Annotated in this window: 17 protein-coding genes; 14 read left to right on the plus strand and 3 right to left on the minus strand. The window is 69.0% G+C overall.

From position 1 onward, the window contains the following. Window positions 1–152: 152 nt before the first annotated feature. The 3 genes from lepA to AB0I43_RS10365 all read left to right on the plus strand — a co-directional run bounded on the left by lepA (window position 153) and on the right by AB0I43_RS10365 (window position 6,227). A complete protein-coding gene (lepA, locus tag AB0I43_RS10355) occupies window positions 153–2,009 on the plus strand; it encodes a translation elongation factor 4 (protein WP_357431761.1) in 1,857 nt (618 codons plus the stop codon). 225 nt (window positions 2,010–2,234) lie between these two features. Next, window positions 2,235–4,361: a hypothetical protein gene (locus AB0I43_RS10360; protein WP_357431763.1), complete on the plus strand. Its 2,127-nt coding sequence runs from the start codon at window positions 2,235–2,237 to the stop codon at window positions 4,359–4,361. 60 nt (window positions 4,362–4,421) lie between these two features. Further along, window positions 4,422–6,227, plus strand: a complete 1,806-nt coding sequence (locus AB0I43_RS10365) for a GTP-binding protein (protein WP_356970965.1) — start codon at window positions 4,422–4,424, stop codon at window positions 6,225–6,227. A gap of 5 nt (window positions 6,228–6,232) precedes the next feature. Here AB0I43_RS10365 and AB0I43_RS10370 read toward each other — a convergent pair whose 3' ends face one another. After that, window positions 6,233–8,149, minus strand: a complete 1,917-nt coding sequence (locus tag AB0I43_RS10370) for a glycoside hydrolase family 15 protein (protein WP_356971426.1) — start codon at window positions 8,147–8,149, stop codon at window positions 6,233–6,235. A 166-nt stretch (window positions 8,150–8,315) separates the two neighbouring features. On the opposite strand from AB0I43_RS10370, the gene AB0I43_RS10375 reads away from it, so the two are divergent. Further along, window positions 8,316–8,600: a hypothetical protein gene (locus AB0I43_RS10375; RefSeq protein WP_356970964.1), complete on the plus strand. Its 285-nt coding sequence runs from the start codon at window positions 8,316–8,318 to the stop codon at window positions 8,598–8,600. 66 nt (window positions 8,601–8,666) lie between these two features. Here the strand turns inward: AB0I43_RS10375 and AB0I43_RS10380 are convergent, their stop codons facing one another. Next, on the minus strand, window positions 8,667–9,731 hold the full coding sequence (locus AB0I43_RS10380) for a M48 family metallopeptidase (protein WP_356970962.1): 1,065 nt from the start codon (window positions 9,729–9,731) through the stop codon (window positions 8,667–8,669). Between the two features lie 65 nt (window positions 9,732–9,796). On the opposite strand from AB0I43_RS10380, the gene AB0I43_RS10385 reads away from it, so the two are divergent. From AB0I43_RS10385 to AB0I43_RS10425, 9 genes are all read left to right on the plus strand, one after another. After that, window positions 9,797–9,886, plus strand: coding sequence for an Ms4533A family Cys-rich leader peptide (locus tag AB0I43_RS10385; protein ID WP_356970960.1), 90 nt, complete (start codon window positions 9,797–9,799; stop codon window positions 9,884–9,886). A gap of 199 nt (window positions 9,887–10,085) precedes the next feature. After that, window positions 10,086–11,132 carry a sulfate ABC transporter substrate-binding protein gene (locus tag AB0I43_RS10390; protein ID WP_357431765.1) on the plus strand — a complete coding sequence of 349 codons (1,047 nt, stop codon included), beginning with the start codon at window positions 10,086–10,088 and terminating at the stop codon, window positions 11,130–11,132. Window positions 11,133–11,312: 180 nt separating this feature from the next. Further along, the gene (cysT, locus tag AB0I43_RS10395) at window positions 11,313–12,122 is read left to right on the plus strand and encodes a sulfate ABC transporter permease subunit CysT (RefSeq protein WP_356971425.1); all 810 of its coding nucleotides are present in this window, start codon (window positions 11,313–11,315) and stop codon (window positions 12,120–12,122) included. Then, complete coding sequence (gene cysW, locus AB0I43_RS10400) at window positions 12,119–12,925, plus strand: sulfate ABC transporter permease subunit CysW (RefSeq protein WP_356970957.1); 807 nt, start codon at window positions 12,119–12,121, stop codon at window positions 12,923–12,925. The genes cysT and cysW overlap by 4 nt, the downstream gene beginning before the upstream one ends. After that, window positions 12,922–13,917 carry a sulfate ABC transporter ATP-binding protein gene (locus tag AB0I43_RS10405; RefSeq protein WP_356970956.1) on the plus strand — a complete coding sequence of 332 codons (996 nt, stop codon included), beginning with the start codon at window positions 12,922–12,924 and terminating at the stop codon, window positions 13,915–13,917. The genes cysW and AB0I43_RS10405 overlap by 4 nt, the downstream gene beginning before the upstream one ends. Window positions 13,918–14,202: 285 nt before the next feature. Beyond that, on the plus strand, window positions 14,203–14,700 hold the full coding sequence (locus tag AB0I43_RS10410) for a hypothetical protein (protein ID WP_357431767.1): 498 nt from the start codon (window positions 14,203–14,205) through the stop codon (window positions 14,698–14,700). 364 nt (window positions 14,701–15,064) lie between these two features. Further along, the gene (locus AB0I43_RS10415; RefSeq protein WP_357431769.1) at window positions 15,065–16,237 is read left to right on the plus strand and encodes an Hsp70 family protein; all 1,173 of its coding nucleotides are present in this window, start codon (window positions 15,065–15,067) and stop codon (window positions 16,235–16,237) included. Between the two features lie 140 nt (window positions 16,238–16,377). Further along, window positions 16,378–17,382, plus strand: coding sequence for a diiron oxygenase (locus tag AB0I43_RS10420; protein WP_356971424.1), 1,005 nt, complete (start codon window positions 16,378–16,380; stop codon window positions 17,380–17,382). A gap of 4 nt (window positions 17,383–17,386) precedes the next feature. After that, window positions 17,387–18,970 carry an FAD-dependent oxidoreductase gene (locus tag AB0I43_RS10425; protein WP_357431771.1) on the plus strand — a complete coding sequence of 528 codons (1,584 nt, stop codon included), beginning with the start codon at window positions 17,387–17,389 and terminating at the stop codon, window positions 18,968–18,970. 136 nt (window positions 18,971–19,106) lie between these two features. On the opposite strand, the gene AB0I43_RS10430 is transcribed toward AB0I43_RS10425, so the two are convergent. After that, window positions 19,107–19,883 carry a glucose 1-dehydrogenase gene (locus AB0I43_RS10430; RefSeq protein WP_357431773.1) on the minus strand — a complete coding sequence of 259 codons (777 nt, stop codon included), beginning with the start codon at window positions 19,881–19,883 and terminating at the stop codon, window positions 19,107–19,109. A gap of 532 nt (window positions 19,884–20,415) precedes the next feature. Here AB0I43_RS10430 and AB0I43_RS10435 point away from each other — a divergent pair. Further along, the gene (locus AB0I43_RS10435; RefSeq protein WP_357431775.1) at window positions 20,416–22,437 is read left to right on the plus strand and encodes an Hsp70 family protein; all 2,022 of its coding nucleotides are present in this window, start codon (window positions 20,416–20,418) and stop codon (window positions 22,435–22,437) included. Window positions 22,438–22,546: the final 109 nt, after the last annotated feature.

The raw sequence follows: 22,546 nt of genomic DNA on the forward strand, positions 1-22,546 counted from the left end.
TCCGCGCGGAATGTGTTGCGCCGTGGGGGGATTGCCGAGGCCGCTGACCAGCGCCGGGTCCAGCGGTCCGGGCTGTGACCTGCGCTACGGCGCACCAGTGGCATTCGGCACCGTGTGCCCATGGGACGATAGGGGCTAGTTTGCCGATACCCATGAGGAGTGGAGTGCCCGCCAGCTTCGCCGACACGACGTTCACCGACCCGTCCCGGATCCGGAACTTCTGCATCATCGCCCATATCGACCACGGCAAGTCGACGCTGGCCGATCGGATGCTGCAGCTCACCGGTGTGGTCGAGGAGCGGGCCATGCGCGCCCAGTACCTGGACCGGATGGATATCGAGCGCGAGCGCGGCATCACCATCAAGGCGCAGAACGTCCGGCTGCCGTGGCAGGTGGACGGCGCCGACTACGTGCTGCACATGATCGACACTCCCGGCCACGTCGACTTCACCTACGAGGTGTCGCGCGCCCTGGAGGCCTGTGAAGGCGCGATCCTGCTGGTGGACGCCGCCCAGGGCATCGAGGCGCAGACGCTGGCCAATCTGTACCTGGCGATGGAACGCGATCTGACGATCATCCCGGTGCTCAACAAGATCGACCTGCCGGCCGCCGACCCGGATCGCTACGCCGCCGAGATCGCCCACATCGTCGGCTGCGAAGCCGATGACGTGCTGCGGGTTTCGGGCAAGACCGGCGTCGGCGTGGCCGAACTGCTGGACCGGGTGATCGAGCAGGTGCCGCCGCCGGTCGGCGCGGCCGACGCGCCCGCGCGCGCCCTGATCTTCGACTCGGTCTACGACACCTACCGCGGCGTGGTCACCTACGTGCGTGTGGTGGACGGCAAGCTGACTCCGCGCCAGAAGATCAAGATGATGTCCACCGGCGCGCAGCACGAACTGCTGGAGATCGGCATCGTCTCGCCCGAGCCCAAGCCCACGCAGGGGCTCGGCGTCGGCGAGGTCGGCTACCTGATCACCGGCGTGAAGGACGTGCGGCAGTCCAAGGTCGGTGACACCGTGACCACCGCCCGCGACGCCGCGCCGCAGCCGCTGGCCGGCTATCAGGAGCCGCGGCCGATGGTCTACTCGGGCCTGTACCCGGTCGACGGCTCGGATTACCCGAATCTGCGTGACGCACTGGACAAGTTGCAGCTCAACGACGCCGCGCTGACCTACGTCCCGGAGACGTCGGTGGCGCTGGGCTTCGGATTCCGGTGCGGCTTCCTCGGTCTGCTGCACATGGAGATCACCCGCGAGCGCCTGGAACGCGAGTTCGGCCTGGACCTGATCTCCACCGCGCCCAACGTGATCTACCGCGTGGAGATGGAAGACGGCAAAGAGCACGTCGTCACCAATCCCTCGTACTGGCCGGAAGGCAAGGTGCGCCAGGCTTTCGAGCCGGTCACCAAGTGCACCGTCATCGCGCCGAGCGAATTCATCGGCACGATCATGGAGTTGTGCCAGGCGCGGCGCGGCGAACTGCTCGGCATGGACTACCTGTCCGAGACCCGGGTCGAGATGCGCTACATGCTGCCGATGGCGGAGATCATCTTCGACTTCTTCGATTCGCTGAAGTCGCGCACCCGCGGCTACGCCAGCCTCGATTACGAAGAGGCCGGCGAGCAGGCTTCGGCGCTGGTGAAGGTGGACATCCTGTTGCAGGGTGAGGCCGTGGACGCGTTCAGTGCGATCGTGCACAAGGACGCGGCCCAGCCCTACGGCAACAAGATGACCACCAAGCTGCGCGAATTGATCCCGCGCCAGCAGTTCGAGGTGCCGATCCAGGCCGCGATCGGTTCCAAGATCATTGCCCGCGAGAACATCCGCGCCATCCGCAAGGACGTGCTCGCCAAGTGCTACGGCGGCGACATCAGCCGTAAGCGCAAGCTGCTGGAGAAGCAGAAGGAAGGCAAGAAGCGGATGAAGACCATCGGCCGCGTCGAGGTGCCGCAGGAAGCGTTCGTCGCCGCGCTGTCCTCCGACGCCGCGTCGGACAAGCCGAAGAAGTAGCGCGGATCCTGCCATCCGGCCTGGTCGCGGTCGGCGGTTGCCCCCGAAGAAGGGGCTTGTCGGTCGGTTTTCCGGATGGCAGGGTTATGGTGCTCGTCACGGTCGCGTCTTCGATCTTCTTGGAGGATGTGACAGTTGGGTTCTGCACAAATATCCTCGTAGTGATCTTCACTCGGTCGGGGCCCGGTGTGGTGAGGATGCTGGAACCTAGATGTGGAGCCTTGCATGACGCGTGACCTGCCCTTCGACGGCACTGACGACACCGAAGTGGACGAGGCTGCGAGCGATACCGCCTATCGCGTGGCGACCGGTGTGGCGCGGGTGGCGCGCGCCGGCGCCTACGTCACCGGCGGCGCCCTGATCGCGTCCAACGGCGGCGGTGTGCCCGCGCGTCCGGGTGACGCGCGCCTGGACAGTTTCAACTCCGGCTGGGCCTACGACAGCGACCCGGATCCGGACCCCGATGTGCCGAGCCCGGTGGTCACCTTTCCGGACCCGGAGCCGAACTGGGACGAGCCCGCGCCCGTCCCGTCGCAGCAGCTACCGCCCGCGCCCGGCCCGCTGGAACAGGCTCCGGCGCAACCGAACTGGATGGACACCGACAGCCGGGCCTCCTGGCAGCCGGGCGATGCCTACACCCCGGGCTGGTACGGCACCGACGTCCCGACCGAGCCGGAGTGGCTGGAGACCGAGACCACGGTCGGCCCCACCGCGCCCAGCGAGCTGGATTGGCTGGAAGGCCCGAGTGAGATGCTCGGCGGCGCGCTGCCCGGACACACGCTGCCCGGGCACGGCAATCCTTTCGCCATTCCGGGCACCCAAGCCTTCGGCGGCGCCAACTTCTTCGACCTGCCCAAGATTCCCACCGCGGGCGACGCCACCGCCGAGACGCCCGATCGCGACGCGGGCAGCGGCTTCGACCCGGGCGTCGGCGACTACTTCGATCCCGGCGGGCTGCTCGACGGCAACCCCTGGGACGTCGGCAGCGGGTTCGGCGACGGCAGTCTGTTCGACGGCGTCGGCGGCGGTTCGGAGTTCGGCGTGTTCCTCGGTATCGATGCCGAGGCGGCGCTGCACACCGAGTTCACCGTCGATTTCGGCATCAACGAGCAGGACGGTCTGTACTTCTACACCAACGCGAAGGTGGAGGCGTCCGCGGAGCTGTCGGTGAAGACGGCCGCGGGCACCAATGTCGGTGATCAGCTCGATCAGCTCTCGGATTGGCTGGATTCCAAGCCCGCCCCGGGCACCGGCTCGGCCCGCACCACCAATGAGCAAGCCGGAACGGCGAATTCGGGTGTCGGCACCGGCGCCGCGCATGGTCCGGCCCCGGTCGCCGCGCAACCGGCCGCGCCCGGCCTGGCGGCTCCCGCCCCGGCTCCGGTGGCTCCGGCCGCCGTGGCTCCCGCTCATGCGCCCGCCGCCCAGCCCGCGCCCGCCCCGGCCGCTCCCGCGCCCATCGCGCCCGCGGCCGTGGCCCCGGTCGCGATGGCGCCCGCCGTCGTCGCACCCGTCGCGGTGCAGCCGGTGGTGGCGACCCCGTTGCAGACCACGATTCAGCCCGAGGCCGCGAGCACGCCGATCGCGAACGTTCTGGTCGGCCCGAACGGCGGTTCCCCGCTGACCGCGCCGGCCGCGGTGGCGCCCACCCTGTTCGATCCGCCGAAGCCCGCGCATCCGGGCAAGCTCGATCCGAAGCTGCCCGACACCGGGCACCCGGGCACCGACCCGGTCACCAAGACGCCGACCACGGTCACCAACACGATCCCGACGCCCAGCACCGGCGCGACGACCGATCCGACCACGGTGAAGACCCCGGATCCGAGCGGCGGGGTCACCAAGATCCCGGGTTCGACGGTGACGCTGCCGGGCACCGACGTGGACGGCACCCCGACCAAGATTCCCGGGGCCACCACGACGCCGACCGCGCCCACGAAACCGGCCCCGAGCACCGATCCGGACGTGACCAAGCCGAGCGTGCCGACCACTCAGCAGCCGACGCAGACCCAGCCGAAGCCCGCGGACCCGACGCACACCCGGCCCACCGCCGATACGCCCACGACCGCGGACGTGCCGACCGTCTCGATGCCCTCGCAGCCGTCGCACAGCGCGCCGACGCCGACCGTCGACATGGATCCGCCGTCGGTGCACGTTCCGACGCAGGCCCCGGTCACGCCCGTGAAGCCGCCGGTGACGGTGAACCCGAAACCGATCAGCGATAACGTCGACTACCAGGTGCAGTACCCCACGCACAGTGATCACCTGCTGTACGCCTCGGGGCTGTCGGGCGGGCTGCTGCCTCATGATCCGGCGCTGCCGCACCACGATGGGACCGACATCACGTTGGTGTAGCCGCCGGGGCGGGTACCAAACGGGTTCAGCTCAACGAAGAGTCGAGAGTAAGGAGCAGGGTTGTCTGCCGCAGCAGGGCTGAAGGCCGCGACGGTGAAACACCCGGACGCGATGGCCCCGCTCATCCGGATTCTGGACGAACTGCGGGAGATGGCCCGAGCCGCGGGCCGCGACGATCTCGGGGGCCGTTTGGGCATGGTGCGCGCGCGGGTCACCGACCCGCGCGTGCGCCTGGTCGTGGTGGGCGAGCCGAAGCACGGAATGAGCACCCTGGTCAACAGCCTGGTCGGGGCGCCGGTCAGCGCCACCGACTCGGCGTTGAGCGTGCCGGTGATCGTCGAATACGGGCCGCAGGCCACCGCGAATCTGGTGAAGTCGCACGGCAACGGCCGGGTGGAACGCCAGCCGGTGGACCCGCTGAACCCCGGCCCGGCGCTCTCGGCGCAGGGTGTGGTGCGGGCGGAGTTCACCGAGCCGAGCCCGTTGCTGGCCGACGGGATCGTGGTGATGGACGCGCCGGGCGCGGCGGGTGACGAGCACACCAAGTGGTCGATGATCGCCGCCGCCGACGCGGTGCTGTACGTGGTGGACGCCAGCCGCGAGCTCGCGCCCCCGCAGCTCGAGCACCTGCAGCGGATCCAGCAGCTGTGCCCGACGGTGATCTGTGTACTCAACAAGATCGACCGGTTCCCGCAGTGGTCGCATGTGCAGCAGCGCAATCGCGACCTGCTGGACGCGGCGAATCTCGGTTTCGCGGTGGCGCCGGTCTCGGCGCTGCTGCACCAGCAGGCCGAGAGCTCCGGCGATTACCAGCGCGATATCGAGTCGGGCATGCCCCAGCTCATCGATCATCTGCGCGATTATGTGGTCTCGCGCGCGGACGCCGTGGCGATCGAGGCCGCCGTGCGCGATATCCGGCTGGTCACCGATCATCTGGCGGTCACGGTGCGTTCCGAGGCGACGGCGCTGCGCGATCCGCGCCGCCGCCAGGAGATCACCGAGCAGCTGCTGGCGGCCCGGGATCTGGCCGAGGATCTGCGCCAGCGCACCGCCAATTGGCAGGTGACCCTGGTCGACGGCAGCACCGAGCTGATGGCCGATATCGAGCACGATCTCAGACATCGGCTGCGCAGCCTGGTCCGCGACGCCGAGGCCGAGATCGCCCAGACCGATCCGGCGCGCGGCTGGAAGGAGTTCGGCACCGAACTCGACGCGCGCATCTGCGAGGCCGTCGAAGAGAACTTCGTGATGGCGCACTATCGGTCGGTGGAGCTGTGCGAGCAGGTCGCCGCGAAGTTCCCGGCCGACAACCGCACCCCGCAGCTGCCGGATCTGCGCCTGGAGAATCCGGGGGAGGTGCTCGAGCCGGTGGCGCCGCTGGACCAGCTCGACAGCGCGAAAGCCAGTGTGACCCAGCAGCTGCTCTCGGGTCTGCGCGGCTCCTACGGCGGCATCCTGATGGTCGGCCTGGCCACCAGCCTGCTCGGCATGTCGCTGGTGAACTGGTATTCGGCCGGCGCGGGCGTGCTGCTGGGCGTGAACGCGCTCTGGGACGACCGCAAGAACCGCAAACTGCGCCGCCGCGCCGAGGCCAAGGTCGCGGTCGCCCGCCTGATGGACGATGTGATCTTCCAGGTGAGCAAGGAATCGCGAAATCGCTTGCGCACCATGCAGCGTGCCCTGCGCGACCACTTCACCGACATCGCCGGCGACACCATGCGCACCGCCGACGAGTCGCTGCGCGCGGCCGAGGAGGCCTTCGGCAAGTACGGCGACCGGCGCGAGGAGCGCATCGCCGAACTCGATACCCGGATGGCCGGGCTGCGCGGCATCCGGGAGCGCGCGGAGGCGCTGGTCCAAGCCTGAGCCGGTCAGCCGGGCTGATTGGCGGGCCGGAAGTTGCCCGCCCCGTGTGACTCCTCGGCGCGGATCACGTGCGTGACCGCGTTGATCAGCGCCAGATGCGTGAAGGCCTGCGGGAAGTTGCCGAGATGGCGGCCGCTGGCGGCATCGATCTCCTCGGCGTAGAGCCGCAGCGGGCTGGCGTAGCCGAGCAGCCGCTGGCACAGCTGCTTGGCCCGGGGCAGCTCGCCGATCTCCACCAGCGCCGACACCAGCCAGAACGAGCAGATGGTGAAAGTGCCTTCCGCGCCGGACAATCCGTCGTCGGTGGTCTCGGTGCGATAGCGCAGCACCAGCCCGTTCTCGGTGAGCCGGTCGGCGATGGCGAGCACGGTGGCGCGCACCCGGTGGTCGTCGGGCGGCAGAAAGCGCAGCAGCACCACCAGCAGCAGGGAGGCGTCGAGGGTGTCGCCGCCGTAGGTCTGGGTGAACACGCCCTGGCTGGTGACGCCGTGCGTGAGCACGTCGGCCTTGATCTCCTCGGCGATGGTGTACCACTCCGCGGCGTGGCGCATCTGCCCGTGCAGCTCGGCCAGTTTCGCGCCGCGGTCCAGCGCCACCCAGGCCATCACCTTCGAGGAGGTGAAGTGCTGGGGTTCGCCGCGCACCTCCCAGATACCGCGGTCGGGTTTCTGCCAGTTGGCGATGGCCGCGTGCACCTGCCGCTCCAGCATCGGCCACAGCGTTTCCGGCACCTGCTGGCGCGATTTCACGTGCAGGTAGACCGCGTCCAGCATGGTGCCCCAGATGTCGTGCTGGTCCTGGTTGTAGGCGCCGTTGCCGATGCGCACCGGCGTGGCGCCGTCGTAGCCGTGCAGGTGGTCCAGGGTGGTCTCGGTGATGACGCGCTCGCCGCCGATGCCGTAGAGCACCTGCAGCGGAACGGGTTTGCCGTCGTCGTCGGTGGTGACGTCGTTGAGGAAGGCGAAGAAATCGTCGGCCTCGCGGTCCAGCCCGAGGGTGTAGAGGCCCCACAGGGCGAAGCTGGAGTCACGCACCCAGCTGTAGCGGTAGTCCCAATTGCGTTCCCCGCCGGGGGTTTCCGGCAGCGAGGTGGTGGCGGCGGCCATCAGCGCGCCGGTCGGGGCGTAGGTCAGGCCCTTGAGGGTGAGCGCGCTGCGTTGCAGGTAGTGGCGCCACGGGTGGTCCGGGAACTTGCCCATGGTGATCCATTGCCGCCAGAACTCCGAGGTCGACCACATCTTCTCCGCGGCCTCGGCGTAGGTGCGCGGTGCGGGCAGCTCCGACCAGGTCAGCGCCACGAATATCTCGTCGCCCTCGGTCATGCGGGTGCGGGCGCGGGCCTCGCGCCCCTCCAGCCCCAGCCGCAGATCGGTGGTGAGCACCAGGTGCGGTCCGGCGCTGGGATCGTCACTGCGGACGGCGGTGGCCTCCTCGTAGACCTTGCCCGTGTACTCCCAGTGCGCGGTGGCCCGGTGGTAGTCGAAGGCCGGCTCGCAGCTCACCTCGAGGTTGACGGTGCCGTTCACGCATTTCACGGTGCGCAGCAGCATGTGCTCGGCGTCCCAGTCCATCGGCGTGCGCCGATGCGTCCGGCTGCGCTGGTCGTTGTTGTGCCAGGGGCCGAGCACCAGGGCGTCGCGCACGATCAGCCAGCCGGTCTCGGTCTGCCAGGTGGTCTCCAGGATCATGCCGCCGGGCAGGTAGCGCCGGGCCGCGGGCACCCGGACGCCGGCCGGCCCGATCCGGAAGTGCCCCGCGCTGCGGTCCAGCGCGGCGCCGAAGATGCTGGGCGCGTCCGGGCGCGGCACGCACATCCACTCGACCGAGCCGTTGGCGGCGATCAGGCAGGTGGTCTCGCAGTCGGAGAGGAACGCGTAGTCGTCGATGGGCGGATAGTTGCCGTGCTGGCCCAGCTGGGTCATCGCCGTCGGCACCGGCAGGTCGGCGGGTTCGTTCTCCTCGGAAGACGCCATACCCTTCATCTTGGGTGCCACCGCGGTGGCCGTCCACTGTGTGCGCGGAATTCGCCATGCACGGCCGAGTCCGCGCCATTGGCGGGCTCTCAGGATCGCCCACTAGGCTGGCGACGTGCAGCGGATCGCAGGATGGTGGGACAGCTTCGAGCTGTGGGTCGCGGGATTGCCGTTCATCCCGCAGTTCCTCGTGGTGCTGGTCGGCATGGTGCCGATCAGTTTCGCCATCGCCTACCTGCTCGATCGCGCGGTGCGCACGGCCATGGCCCTGCTGGGCCGCAACCGCGCCGCCGCCGTCACCCAGGCCGCCGACACCGCCGAACTGCGAATGGCCGGCCCCGAGTTGCGGGTGCCGGCCGATCTCGCCGCGCTCGAGCACGCGCAGAGCGGGGTTCGCTGATGCCACGCTCGCGCGTTCAGCTCGCCCTGGTCGCCCTGCTCGTCCTCGTGGTCATCGCCTGGCTGTTCACGAGGTAGACGGTCCGCCGTTGCGCCAGTCGCTGAGCCGTTTGCCCAGCTTGTTGACGGTGTCGCCGACCTCCTGGCCCACGGTGTTCACCGCGGACCCGACATCCTTGCCGAGGTTGCGCACCGTGCGCACCAGCGGATCCTCGGACTGATCGAAGTTCTGCTTGTAGTTGCGCGCCGCCTCCTTCATCTGGTCGCTGATCCGCGCGTTCTTGTCGGTGTCGCGGTGCGGGTAGTGCCCGCCGACGATCCGGTCGTACTCCCCGGACTGGATCCAGCGCCGCAACTCCGCGGCCCGCAGCACCGAGAACGGATGCGACTGCAATTCCAGGTTGAGCAGCTTGAGCACGCCGTCGCGCAGGTCGCCGGAGCGCTCGTAGTCGTCGGCCTGAGCCAGGAACGCGCCGTGGTTCATCTCCTTGACCCAGGTGCCGCCCGCGGTCTTCATGTGCACGCGGACCGAGGCGTCCACGTCCTGTCCGCACAGCAGCCCGGCCCGGTCGCCGGACAGCTCGGACTTGCGGCTCCATTCCATGAGCGCGGCCACGATCGCGCGTAAAGCCCAGCCGCCCACCGGCATCCAGCCGATGTTGGCCGAGATGCGCAGCAGGTGCATGAGCATGGTGCGGTAGACCGCGTGCCCGGACAGCGCGTGCCCGAGTTCGTGGCCGATCACGAACCGCAGCTCCTCGGTGTCCATCAGATCGATGAGTCCGGTGGTGAGCACGATGAACGGCCGGTCCATGCCGATGGTCAGCGCGTTCACGTGCGGGCTCTGCAGCACGAACATCTCGGGTGTGGTGCGGGCGTCGAGGATCTCGACGCAGTCCTCGCGCAACTGGTGCAGGGAGCGGAACTGGCGTTCGTCGACCCGGACCGCGGTGGCCAGGTAGAGCAGGCGGTGCTGGCGTTCCTGGAGCAGCCCGGACAGGGTGCGCAGGACGGTGTCGAATCCGGCCAGGGAACGCAGCGTCACCAGGGCGGTGCGGTCTGCGGGATGTTCCCAGGCGCGGGTGCTGATGCCGGGCAGCCGGGTACGGATGCGGTCCGGACTGGTGTTCATCGGTTTCAAACCCCCGTGATCATTGAGATTGCAAAGGCGCGGGGCGCCTCTGCTACAGTCTGCCTGTGTCTTCGAGTGTCGTCCCGCAGGTCCGCCATGAACTGGCGTTGATCGCGGTCGGCAATCTCGCGGTCGCGGACATTCTCTGTCGGTGATCGGCGACCGGATCTCGCCGCGCGTCCCTGCCTGTTAGACCGGCGCGCGCCCTCGCGGCCGATCCGAACCCCGACGGCCGCTCGGCCGAAGTCGCGCCACTGCCGCCTCCCCGCGGCAGGTCTACCGATTTCCACGTCTTCTACCGTCATGATTACCCCCGATACCGGGCATGACGGTCCCCAGAAAGGTTCACCGGAGATGTCTCGCAACTCTTGGTTCGGCTCGCGACGCCGTTATGCGGCCGTCGCTCTCACCACGCTCGCGGCTGTAGCGCTGTCGGCGTGCGGTGGCGGAGCCAGCGACACCGTGGGCGGCACCGCCGCCGACGGCAGCGGTGGCACGCTGAACCTGTACGCGTACGCGGTGCCCAAGCCGGGCTTCGACAAGGTCGTGCCCGAGTTCAACAAGACCGAGAAGGGCAAGAACGTCGCGGTCAACGCCTCCTACGGCGCCTCGGGCGATCAGTCCCGCAAGGTCAAGGACGGCGCCGAGGCCGATATCGTCAACTTCTCGGTGGAGCCCGACATCACCCGCCTGGTGGACGCCGGCCTGGTCGACGCGAACTGGAATGCCGACGCCACCAAGGGAATTCCGTTCGGCTCGGTCGTGGCGATCGTGGTCCGCAAGGGCAACCCGAAGGGCATCAAGGACTGGGACGACCTGCTGAAGCCGGGCATCGAGGTGGTCACCCCGAATCCGTTCAGCTCCGGTTCGGCCAAGTGGAACCTGCTCGCGCCGTACGCGGCCAAGTCCGAGGGCGGCAAGAACCCGCAGGCCGGCCTGGACTACCTGAGCCAGCTCATCTCCAAGGAGCACGTGAAGGTGCAGCCGAAGTCCGGCCGCGAAGCGACCGAGACCTTCCTGCAGGGCACCGGTGACGTGCTGCTGAGCTACGAAAACGAGGCGCTGTTCTCCGAGCGCAACGGCGACCCGATCGAGCACGTGATCCCGCCGCAGACCTTCAAGATCGAGAACCCGGTCGCCGTGCTCAAGAACAGCAAGAGCCCGGAGAAGGCCGTCGCCTTCCGTGACTTCCTGTTCACCCCGGCCGGTCAGAAGGCCTGGGCCGAGGCGGGCTTCCGCCCGGTCGACCCGAAGGTCGCCGCCGATTTCGCCAAGGACTTCCCGGCCCCGCAGAAGCTGTGGACCATCGATGACCTCGGCGGCTGGAAGAAGGTCGACAAGGACCTGTTCACGGCCAACACCGGCACCGTCGCGGTGATCTACGACAAGGCCACCAAGTAGCGAGACCGCGGAGGTGGTCCGGCGCACATCCGCGACGGGCCACCTCTTCGCCGCTTCCAGGACACGGGATACTGATCGACTGTGACAGACAGCAAAACCACCGAGGTCGGAGACACCTCCGATGACGGTGGCTCGGTAAAGCTCGACAAACCGGCCCCCGGCCCGGCGCGCCGTCCCCTCTTGTCCTGGCTGCGCGTGACCGGCTCGGTCGGTCCGCTCGGCATCGCGACCGCCGTGCTGTGGCTCAGCGTCATCGTGCTGCTGCCCCTGGCCGCGCTCACCGTGACCTCCTTCGAGGACGGCTGGTCGGGCTTCTGGGACGCGGTGACCGCCCCGGCGGCGCTGGACTCGCTGCGCATCACCGTGTTCGTCTCGGTGATCGTCGCGATCATCAACGTGTTCATGGGCACCCTGATCGCCTGGGTGCTGGTGCGCGACGAGTTCCCCGGCAAGGGCATCGTCAACGCCCTGATCGATCTGCCGTTCGCGCTGCCCACCATCGTGGCCAGCATCGTGCTGCTGTCGCTGTACGGGCCGCAGAGCCCGATCGATATCCACCTCAACGCCACCCAGCCCGGCCTGGTGGTGGCACTGGCCTTCGTGACGCTGCCCTTCGTGGTGCGTTCGGTGCAGCCGGTGCTCATCGAGGCCGATCGCGAGGTCGAGCAGGCCGCGCTCTCGCTGGGCGCGAACAACTGGACCACGTTCCGCCGGATCGTGCTGCCGATCCTCGCGCCCGCCATCATCAGCGGCGGTGGCCTGGCCTTCGCGCGCGCCATCGGCGAGTACGGCTCGGTGGTGCTGATCGGCGGCGCCATCCCGCGCGAGACCGAGATGGCCTCGCAGTACATCCAGAAGCAGATCGAGATCGACCGTCCGGTGAACGCGGCCGCGGTGTCGGTCGCGCTCCTGCTGATCTCCTTCGTCGCGCTGCTCGGCCTGCGGTTGTGGGCCGAGCGCAGCGCCCGGAAAGAGCAGGCCGCGCGATGAATCTGTCCTGGCCCACCAAGATCACGCTGCGCACCGTGGCGCTGGCCTACCTGTTCATCCTGCTCGTGCTGCCGCTGATCATCATTCTCTGGCGCACCTTCGGCGAGGGCCTGGGCGCGTTCATCGATTCGATCAGCACCCCGGCGGCGATCTCGGCGCTGCACCTCTCGCTGATCATCGTGGCGATCGTGGTGCCGGTCAACGTGGTGTTCGGCATCGTGACCGCGCTGGCCCTGGTCCGCGGCCGGTTCCCCGGCCGCACCCTGGTGCAGGGCATCGTCGACCTGCCCTTCGCGGTGTCGCCGGTGGTCGTGGGTGTCGCGCTGATTCTGCTGTGGGGCGCCAACGGCTGGTTCGGCGGCATCGAAAACGCCGGGTTCAAGGTGATTTTCGGCCTGCCCGGCATGGTGATCGCGACCATCTTCGTGACGCTGCCGTTCGTGGTCCGCGAGGTCGAGCCGGTGCTGCACGAGATCGGCGACGATCAGGAGCAGGCCGCCGCGACCCTGGGCGCCTCGGGCTGGCAGACGTTCTGGCGGATCACCCTGCCCGCGATCCGCTGGGGCCTGACCTACGGCGTGGTCCTCACCGTGGCCCGCGCGCTCGGCGAATTCGGCGCGGTGATCATGGTGTCCACGGCGCTGCCCGGCAAGTCGCAGACGCTGACCCTGCTGGTGCACGGCCGATACATCAATGACCACAACACCTTCGGCGCGTATTCCGCGGCGACCCTGCTGATGGGAATCGCTCTCGTGACCCTGCTGTTGATGACCCTCCTCGAACGTAAGCGGGGCGCCAAGTGATCACCGTGACCAACGCGCGCAAGAACTATGGTTCCTTCGCCGCTCTGAACGATGTCAGCATCGAGATCCCGGCGGGCGAGCTGACCGCGCTGCTCGGGCCCTCCGGCTCGGGCAAGTCGACGCTGCTGCGCTCCATCGCGGGCCTGGAGTCCCTGGACGGCGGCATCGTCAGCATCGCGGGCAACGACGTCACCCACGTGCCGCCGCAGAAGCGCGACATCGGTTTCGTCTTCCAGCATTACGCCGCCTTCAAGCACATGACGGTGCGCGACAATGTCGCCTTCGGCCTGAAGATCCGCAAGCGCCCCAAGGCCGAGATCGCCAAGAAGGTCGACGAGTTGCTCGAGATCGTCGGGCTCGACGGTTTCCAGCATCGCTATCCGGCCCAGCTGTCGGGTGGTCAGCGCCAGCGCATGGCCCTGGCGCGGGCGCTCGCGGTGGACCCGCAGGTGCTGCTGCTGGACGAGCCGTTCGGCGCCCTGGACGCGAAAGTGCGCGCGGACCTGCGCAAGTGGCTGCGCCGCCTGCACGAGGAGGTCCATGTGACCACCGTGCTGGTCACCCACGACCAGGAGGAGGCGCTGGACGTGGCCGACCGGATCGCGGTGATGAACGCGGGCCGGATCGAGCAGGTGGGCAGCCCGGAGGACGTGTACGACCGTCCCGCCAACGAATTCGTCATGTCCTTCCTCGGCGATGTGGCCCGGCTCAACGGACATCTGGTGCGCCCGCACGATATTCGGGTGGGCCGGGACCCGAGCATGGCGCTGGCCGCGCACGAGGGCACCGCGGAGTCGGCGGGCGTCACCCGCGCGACCGTGGAGCGCGTGGTGGTGCTGGGCTTCGAAGTGCGCGTGGAACTGCGCAACGCCGCCACCGGAGATCTGTTCGCCGCCCAGGTCACTCGGGGCGATGCCGAGGCGCTGCGGCTGTCCGACGGCGAGACCGTCTACGCCCGGGCCACCCGTATTCCGGAGTTGCCCGCGAGCTGATTCTCCGACAGGCCGCGAGAAATAAGCGGTTCCGGTTATCGACTGTGGTCGAATAAAGTCACAACTGAATACCTTCCAATTCATTCGCCGTAGCCTTTTCGTGTGCGCGGGTAGATGTATGCGGAATGAGGCTCCAGCGCCGGCAAAGAATGCATGGAGACCATGTCGACACGACTACCCGTGTTTGTTTCTACTGCGCTCTGCTGTGCTATCGCCGTTCTCGCGGCAAATTCGGCGACGGTCGTCGCCGCTGCCGCCCGGGCGGGTCTGGAGGTGCCGGCGCCGGTGGCCGTACCCGTGCTCCGCGTCCTCGAAATCGCTTGCCCGGACCGCTATGCCGACCTCACGCTGGCGCAGTTGCTGCCGACCGGCGTGCACGGCAGGCAGCAGCGGTTCGTGCCGAATGCCGAACAATTACACAATGCGCGCCGGATCGTCGATGTGGTGGCGCGGCGCGGCATGCCGCCCTACGCGGCGGTGGTGGCGCTGGCGACCGCATTACAGGAATCGACGCTGCGAAATCTCACCGTGGCGGTGGATTACGACTCGCTCGGGCTGTTCCAACAGCGGCCCTCGGCCGGCTGGGGCACCCCGGAACAATTGATCGATCCGGTGTACGCCACCGAGGCATTTCTGGCGGCCCTGGAGCACAAGGTGCCGAATTATTCGTCGGTGCCGCTCTGGGAGGCGGCGCAGGCGACCCAGGTGTCCGCCTTTCCGGTCGAGTACGCCAAATGGCAGGAGCAGGCCGCGCACCTGACGTTGGCGCTGCTGGCCGAATAGTCGTTCCCGCCGTCGCTTCCGGTCCGGTCGTGCGGACGGCCGGACCGGAAGCGACGGGGGAGCGTTGGGGGACGATCCGGGGCGCGAGAACGTGTATCGCCCGGTTGCTGGGAATCCGCGCGATCCGGCGGCAACCCGGCGGCGATCCGCGCCGAAATCCGGCGCGCCAGAGCAAGATCCACCGACCGCGCGGTATCTGTGCGGCCTTGCGCAGGTCAGGGCCGGTGCAACGGGTTGGCGTGCAACCGGTTTCACTGCGGTGCTCTAGCGGACAATGGGTTGTCCGGTGGTTGGCACCGGGGTCGCGGGGTGGTTGCGTGAAGGGAGTTCGAAGCAACTCGGCTCGGCGATCAGGTGGATTGCGATGGCGGTTGGTCTCGGTTTGAGCATTGGCACGGTCAACACGGTTTCCGCGCTGGCCGACGATCGAGCCGCCAAATCTCCGCCGGGGCGGCGCCGACCAGCCGAGCGGGCCCCGGCCCGCACCCGCCGCACCACCCTCACCTTCGACAGCACCGGCCTGGCCCGCGTCGGCATGATTCCCCGGCACGGGCGCGCCATCACCGACTTCGCCGACATCGGTCAGCGCACCGCCGCGTCGGCGCGCGTGGGCCATCGGCGGCTCACGCCCGCGGATCTCGTTGCCACCGTGGCGGATTGCCTGATCATCGAGGCACGCCGCGATCCCCGGGCGGTGACCGCGGGCATCACGCTGGCCCATCCGGTCGGCTATACCGAGCACCATATCGGGGAGCTGCGTGCCGCACTGGACGCGATCGGGCTCGATCGCGTCGCGCTGGTGGCCGAGCCGGTCGCGGCGGCGGCCTGGCTGGAGGCCGAGCGCGGCCCGCTCATGCCCGGTCTGGCCCTGGTCTACGACCTGGGCGGCTCCGGTCTCGATGTGACGCTGGTCCGGGTCGGCGCGGGCTGCCCGGTGAACCCGGTGGTGGGCGTGCCGGTGCGGTCCGGTGATTTCGGCGGCCGGGCCTTCGGGTCGCTGGTCGCCGCGCGGGCGGGCCACGGCAGCCACGCGGCCTCCCTCTCCGGCGCGGTGCGCGGCGCGACGGCCGACGAACTGCGCACCGATCATGTGCGCGCCTCGCTGGAGCTGGTCTACCGCTGCTTGCGGATGGCGGACGTGACCATGGCCGACGTGGATTGCGTCCTGGTCGTCGGCGGCGCGGCCCGGCCCGGTGAGGTGCCGCGGGTGCTGTCGGGGGAACTCGCCCGGCCGGTGATCGTCGCGCCCGATCCCGAACGCACCATCGCCGACGGCGCGGCGCTCCTCGCGCAGCGGGCGGCGTCGGGGGAGCCGGAGCCGCCGCAGGCGGGCAAACGGGTCGGCGCGCACCGCAGGAGCCCGGCGGCCGAGCCGGAGGGCCGTCGTTCCCGTGCAACCAGGGCGCTGCTGTTCTCCCGGCGCACCCGGCGCAGGCTGACCAGAGCCGCGACCGCGGTGGGTATGTCCGCCGGCGGCGTCGCCCTCGCGTTCGCGCTGCCCGCGGACGCGGTGATCGCGGGCCTCGCGGTCCGCTGATCCGGATGTCCGGCGGCGGCTTCGACCGGCCGTCGCCGGGTATCTCCGGGGAACGCACCACGGCGCAGTTGACGTGACCCGCCGTAGGTGTAACTATGGGATACAGTAAATCGGTCCCATTGAGGAAGGCAGTGACGACGATGTCCGGAGCCGTTACCCCCGCCGTAGATCCCGACCTGGAAAAGGCGCAGGAATACGCAGCGAAGCTCCTGTTGCTGTCCGAAGGTTCGGTCAACAAGCACTTCGACCCGTTCGAGGATATCGATTGGGACAATCCCGACTTCGCCGCCGACGCCGGCGAGGAGCGGTGGATCCTGCCCAAGTCCGGTGACACGCTCGGCCGCCACCCCTGGTACCTGGCCCAGCCCGACGACGTGAAGATCGCCATCGGCAAGTACCGCCAGGCCAACGTCGCCAAGGTCGGCCTGCAGTTCGAGACCATCCTGATCAGCGGCATGGTCACCCACACCTTCGGGCTGCCCAACGGCGATCCCGAGTTCCGCTACTGCTCCCACGAGATGATCGAGGAGCACAACCACACCCTGATGTTCCAGGAGATGGTGAACCGGATCGGCATCGACGTGCCGGGCATGGGCCCGCTGGTGCGCAAGTTCAAGTACATCGGCGCCCCTGTGGCCGCCCTGTTCCCGAACCTGTTCTTCATGGCCGTGCTGGCCGGTGAAGAGCCGATCGACCACATCCAGAAGGCGATCCTGCGCTCCGGCGAGGACGTGCACCCCATCATGCGCGGTGTGATGGCCATCCACGTCGCCGAGGAGGCGCGCCACATCTCCTTCGCGCACGAGTTCCTGAAGATCCACGTGCCCGAGAAGAACGCGCCCACCAAGTTCGTGCTCTCGCTCGCGATGCCGATCATCATGTTCATCCTGGGCCGCTCGATCTACACCCCGCCGCGTTCGTTCTGGCGCGAGTTCGACATTCCGGACTACGTGCGCAAGGAACTGTTCTACGGCACCAAGGAAGCCAAGCAGGAGTTCAGCGACTTCTTCGGCGACGTGCGCACCCTGGCCAAGGACATCGGCCTGATGAACCCGATCGCCAAGCGCGTGTGGAAGCTGCTGCACATCGACGGCCACACCACCCGCTACCGTTCCGAGCCGCTGCGCGTGGTCAAGGCCGGCTGAGTCGATGCCCTACGTCGTCACTCAATCCTGTTGCAGCGACGCGTCCTGCGTCTACGCCTGCCCGGTCAACTGCATCCATCCCACGCCCGACGAGCCGGATTTCCGGACCGCGGAGATGCTGTACGTGGATCCGAAGGCCTGCGTGGACTGCGGCGCGTGCGCCTCGGCCTGCCCGGTCGACGCGATCACCTCGTCGAAGAAGCTGACCGACGCGCAGCTGCCGTTCATCGAGATCAACGCCGACTTCTACCGGGAGGCGCGCCCGCGCCCGCTGCTGGCGCGCCCGGTGCCCGCCCCGGAGATCCGGACCGAGCGCGAGCCGCTGCGGGTCGCGATCATCGGCTCCGGGCCGTCGGCGATGTACGCCGCCGACGAACTGCTGACCCAGCCCGAGGTGTCGGTGAGCGTGTTCGACCGGCTGCCGGTGCCCTACGGCCTGGCCCGGCACGGCGTCGCCCCGGATCACGATCGCACCCGCCAGGTCAGCCGGCTCTTCGATGTGATCTCGGCCCAGCCCGGATTCAGCTCGTACCTGAATGTCGAAGTGGGCAAGCATGTTTCGCACGAGGAACTGCTGGAGCATTTCCACGCGGTGATCTACGCCGTCGGCGCCTCCGCCGACCGGAAGCTGGGCATTCCCGGTGAGGGGCTGCCCGGCAGCACCTCCGCCACCGACTTCGTGGCCTGGTACAACGGGCATCCCGATCACGCCGCCGACAGCATCGATCTCTCGCACCGGCGCGCGGTCATCGTCGGCAACGGCAATGTCGCGCTCGATGTGGCGCGCATCCTCACGGCGGACCCGGAAGCGCTGGCGCACACCGATATCGCGCCGTACGCGCTGCGAGCGTTGCGGGAGAGCAAGATCGAGGAGGTCGTCGTCCTCGGTCGCCGCGGTCCGGCCGAATCCGCTTTCACCGTGCCGGAATTCGTCGGCCTGCTCGGCTCCGACGTCGATATCGTCATCGACGGCGAGCTGCCGCAGCCGGAGGGTGAACTGCCCTTCCATGTCGCGCAGAAGCTGAAGCTGCTCGAGGGTGTCGCGGCGCGCCCCGCCGGCAAGCGCAAGCGCATCGTCTTCCGTTATCTGGCCTCGCCCACCGAGATTCTCGGCGCCGAGCGGGTGACCGGTGTGCGCGTCGCGCGCAACGAGCTGGTCGCCGACGAGGCGGGCGTGCTGCGCGCGGTGGCCACCGGTGCGACCGAGGAGCTGGAAGCGGGTCTGGTGCTGGCTTCCGTCGGCTACCGCGGTGTGCCGCTGACCGGGCTGCCGTTCGACGAGCGCGCCAACGTGATTCCGAACCTGGACGGCCGGGTGCTCGAGCAGGCCGGTGGCACCGTCTTCTCGGGCGCCTATGTCACCGGGTGGATCAAGCGCGGCCCGACCGGCTTCATCGGCACCAACAAGTCGTGTGCGCAGCAGACCGTGCAGCAGCTGGCCGACGACTTCAACGCCGGTCGCCTGCGGCAACCCGCCCGTGGCGCAGTGGAATTCGATCGCCTGATCCGCGCGCGTCAGCCCGCGGCCAAGGTGAGCGGAGTGGTACAGAATCAGGGTGCGTTGCGGCGCTTGCTCGCTCGCACTTGAAGGACACCCGGCCGCGCTTGAACCGCGACCGTCACAACGCCCGGACCGCGGCCGCGGTCCGGGCGTTGTGCGTTTTTCGGGCTGTGCCGTCGCGCCAGGGCTGGATTGCCCTGCGCGACAGTGCTACCCGGGGCGGTCAGCGGGCGGTGAAGCCGCCGTCGATGGACAGCGCCGCGCCGGTGATGAAGCTGGCCTCGTCGCTGAGCAGGTACGCGCAGAACGACGCGATCTCCTCGGGACGGCTGATCCGGCCGATCGGGTGCAGCGCCGCGATGGCGGCCTCGCCCTCCGGCGTCGCGCCCATCGAGGCGCGGAAGGCGGGGGTGTCGATCGCGCCCGAGGCGATCGCGTTCACCCGGATGCCCTGCGCGGCGGTCTCCAGCGCCACCGCCTTGGTCAGGCCAACCACGCCGTGCTTGGCGGCGACGTAGGGCGCCACCGTGCCCATGCCCACCACGCCCAGGTTGGAGGCGTTGTTCAGGATGGCGCCGCCGCCGGCGGCGAGGATGGCCGGAACCTGGTGCCGCATACCGAGGAACACGCTGGTCAGGTTGAGTTCGAGGTCGGCCTGCCAGCCCTGCGCGGTGACGCCGCCCGCGTCGGCCGCGGAGACCGGTCCGGCGGCCATGATCGCGCCCGCGTTGTTGAACGCCGCGTCCAGCCGGCCGTATTCGGTGACCGCCGCCTCGGTGAGCCGGGCGACGTCGGCCTCGACGGTGACGTCGGTGGGCACGAACAGTGCCCGGCCGCCGGACTCGCGGATCTCGGCGGCCACCTGCTCGCCGGCGTCCTTGCCTCGCGCGCCCAGCACGACCGCCGCGCCCTCGGCCGCCACCCGCCGCGCCACCGCGCGACCCACCCCCGAGCTGGCCCCGGTGATGAGTACGACCTTGTCGGCGAAACGTGTCGACATTGGTAATCCCTTCTCGTATCCGCGATTCCGGCTCGGTCGAGCTGGTCGCTGAGATCAGTCAACCGCTCGGCGGGAGGCAGTGCTGGCGGGAAACGGACTCTGCATTTGACGCGTCATGTATCGCTGACGCCCTGGCTCGAGTCCAGAAAGGCTATTGCTCGGTTACCGACTAGTCGGTGCGCGGTGCCCGGGTTGTCGCGGTTGCCGAATTCGGCCACGTTCAAATCCGACCGGCCGCGTTGTTTCGATCGCTGCAGATTTGCGGAAGCTGGTGCGCACCAGGTGTTTTGCGCCGCGTACAGGGGGCTGGATTGTTTTTCCTTGACCGATCTACCTGGACGTATGGTCAAAAGTGGCCGGAACCCGAACGTTTCATACCAATTCGGATTCCGAAACGACGCATCACCAGTTAACCTGTGGGAGCTGTTTGGAAGACGACCGCGGCCACATGGTTCGACTGTGTGCTGGACGTGGTCACGGTGCGTTGACGGGATAGCGAATGACTACAGTGCTGGGTTTCAGCATCGGTTCAGTGAACTCCGTATCCGCCGCGGTCACCGCGGCGCGACCGCGTCCGGTGGTGCGCACGCGGCGCACCGCGGTGACCTTCGACGGCGTCGGTGCGGCCCAGGGCAGTGGTATGCCCCAATTCAGCACGGCCATCAGCGATTTCGCCGACCTCGCGCACGACCCGGAGTCGGTCGTGGTCGGCGGGCGGCTGTTCTCGCCCGCGAACCTGATCGCGGCGGTGGTGAACGGGCTGGTCGCGGGCGCGGACGAGCCGATCGCCGGTGCGGTGGCCACCTATCCCGCCGTCTACTCCGACAAACAGGTGGCGCTGCTGCGCCAAGCCCTCGATCTCGCCGGCGCCCGCGCGGTCATGCTGGTGCCGGAACCGGTCGCGGCCGCGGAATGGCTGGAGAGCGAGCACGGTCCCGTGCAGCCCGGTTTCGTGCTGGTCTACGACCTCGGCGGCAACAGCCTGGACGTGGCCGTGGTCCGGGTCGGCCCGGATTGGGAGAACCATCCGATCATCGGAAAACCGCTGCGCTCCTACGAGTTCGGCGGCCGGCCGCTCGGCGCGCGGATCGCCCGCTGCGCGCGCGGCAGTACCTCCGACGGGCTGGTGTCGTCGATGTCCATGCGCGACGTGGACGGGCTGCGCACCGCGCATATTCGCAAGTCCTTCGATCTGGTCCGGCAGTGTGTGCGCGGCAGTGGCCGCACGCTGTCCGACATCGATCGGATCCTGGTCGTCGGCGGCGCCGCCCGGCCCCGCGAGGTCGCTCGCACGCTGGCCGAATTGGGGCGTCCGGTGGTGGTTTCGGCCGATCCCGGCCAAGTCGTCGCCGCGGGCGCGGCCCAGTTCGCGGTGCGCGTCTTCGCGCCCGCCGAGGGGGCCCATCATCCGCCCAGGGTCGCCGTGTTCTCCAGCGCGGCAGTCGCTTCCGCGCTGGCGCTGTCCGCGGCGACGGTCTTCGGCGGCGGCGTCGATCCGGACCTGTCGCCGCTGCTGGAGTACTTCCCGAACATCGGCCCCTCCAGCGACGTCCTGCTCTACGAGCCCACCGGCGACGTGCTCACCGACCTCAGCCTGGCCACGGGCGTGCCGCGCAGATCCGTGCAGGCCACCCTGGTCGGCTACGCCGCCGGGTTACCCTCCGGATTACCGGTGGCCCACACCGGTAATCCGGCCGCCAGACCCCAGGGCCCGACCCTCGCCGAGTCCACCCGATCGCGCCTGGAACAACAGCAGCACAACGGATTACCCGCCGCGACCGGCGTGCTCTACGCCAATCCGGCCCGCTTCACCAACCCGCTGCCCTTCGTGCGCAGCAAGCCCGCCCCAGCGCCTGCTCCCGCGCCGGCCCCGAATCCCGCTCCTTCGGTTCCGCCCGCCCAGCAGCCCCCCGCGGCCAACCCCATCCCGAGCGTCAGTCTTCCCGCCGACCAGCAGCCCGCGGTCCCCGCCCCGAGCGCTCCCCAGCCCGCCACACCGGGCACCGGCACCACGACTCCTCCGGACACCGGCGTCTCCACGCCCGGCACGGGCACCCCCGGCACCGGCACGCCGGGCACCGGGACGACCCCACCGGGCACCGGCACGAGCACACCTGATCCCGGCACGGCTACTCCCGGCACCGGCACAGGTACGAGCTCGCCGGGCACCGGTACAGGTACGAGTTCGCCGGGCACCGGCACCGGCACAAGTTCACCGGGCACCGGCACCGGCGGAAACAACTCCTCGACCGGCACCGGCACGTCCTCCAGCGGAACCAACTCCGGCACCTCCTCGGGTGGCCTCAACTCCGGCGACTCCACCTCCGGCACCTCCTCGAACAACACCTCCTCGGGCATGAGCAACACCACCTCGGGCACCTCGTCCAACAGCTCGTCCTCGGGCACGTCCTCCAGCAGCTCGTCCTCGGGCACCTCGTCGAACAGCTCGTCTTCCGGCACGTCCTCCTCCGGCACGTCCTCCTCGAGCAGCTCGTCCTCCAGTAACTCCGGCGGCTCGAACAGCTCCGGCGGCGGTAGCGGCTACGAGAAGTAGTCTGCACGCCGGTGTAGTCGGCCGCCGCCGAGCAGAGCCGAGGATTCTCCGCTGCCCGAGAAACGGCCATCGCTCTCGCATCGAGACCTTGTGTCCAGCAGGCATGTCC

The organism is Nocardia sp. NPDC050435 (assembly GCF_040655395.1).
GTDB lineage: Bacteria > Actinomycetota > Actinomycetes > Mycobacteriales > Mycobacteriaceae > Nocardia.

Bases quoted from the DNA above. Each gene is read 5' to 3' on its own strand.
- lepA (WP_357431761.1), top strand. From the start codon at position 153: ATGAGGAGTGGAGTGCCCGCCAGCTTCGCCGACACGACGTTCACCGAC.
- AB0I43_RS10360 (WP_357431763.1), top strand. From the start codon at position 2,235: ATGACGCGTGACCTGCCCTTCGACGGCACTGACGACACCGAAGTGGAC.
- AB0I43_RS10370 (WP_356971426.1), bottom strand. From the start codon at position 8,149: ATGACCCAGCTGGGCCAGCACGGCAACTATCCGCCCATCGACGACTAC.
- AB0I43_RS10380 (WP_356970962.1), bottom strand. From the start codon at position 9,731: ATGAACACCAGTCCGGACCGCATCCGTACCCGGCTGCCCGGCATCAGC.
- AB0I43_RS10390 (WP_357431765.1), top strand. From the start codon at position 10,086: ATGTCTCGCAACTCTTGGTTCGGCTCGCGACGCCGTTATGCGGCCGTC.
- cysW (WP_356970957.1), top strand. From the start codon at position 12,119: ATGAATCTGTCCTGGCCCACCAAGATCACGCTGCGCACCGTGGCGCTG.
- AB0I43_RS10415 (WP_357431769.1), top strand. From the start codon at position 15,065: ATGGCGGTTGGTCTCGGTTTGAGCATTGGCACGGTCAACACGGTTTCC.
- AB0I43_RS10420 (WP_356971424.1), top strand. From the start codon at position 16,378: ATGTCCGGAGCCGTTACCCCCGCCGTAGATCCCGACCTGGAAAAGGCG.
- AB0I43_RS10425 (WP_357431771.1), top strand. From the start codon at position 17,387: ATGCCCTACGTCGTCACTCAATCCTGTTGCAGCGACGCGTCCTGCGTC.
- AB0I43_RS10430 (WP_357431773.1), bottom strand. From the start codon at position 19,883: ATGTCGACACGTTTCGCCGACAAGGTCGTACTCATCACCGGGGCCAGC.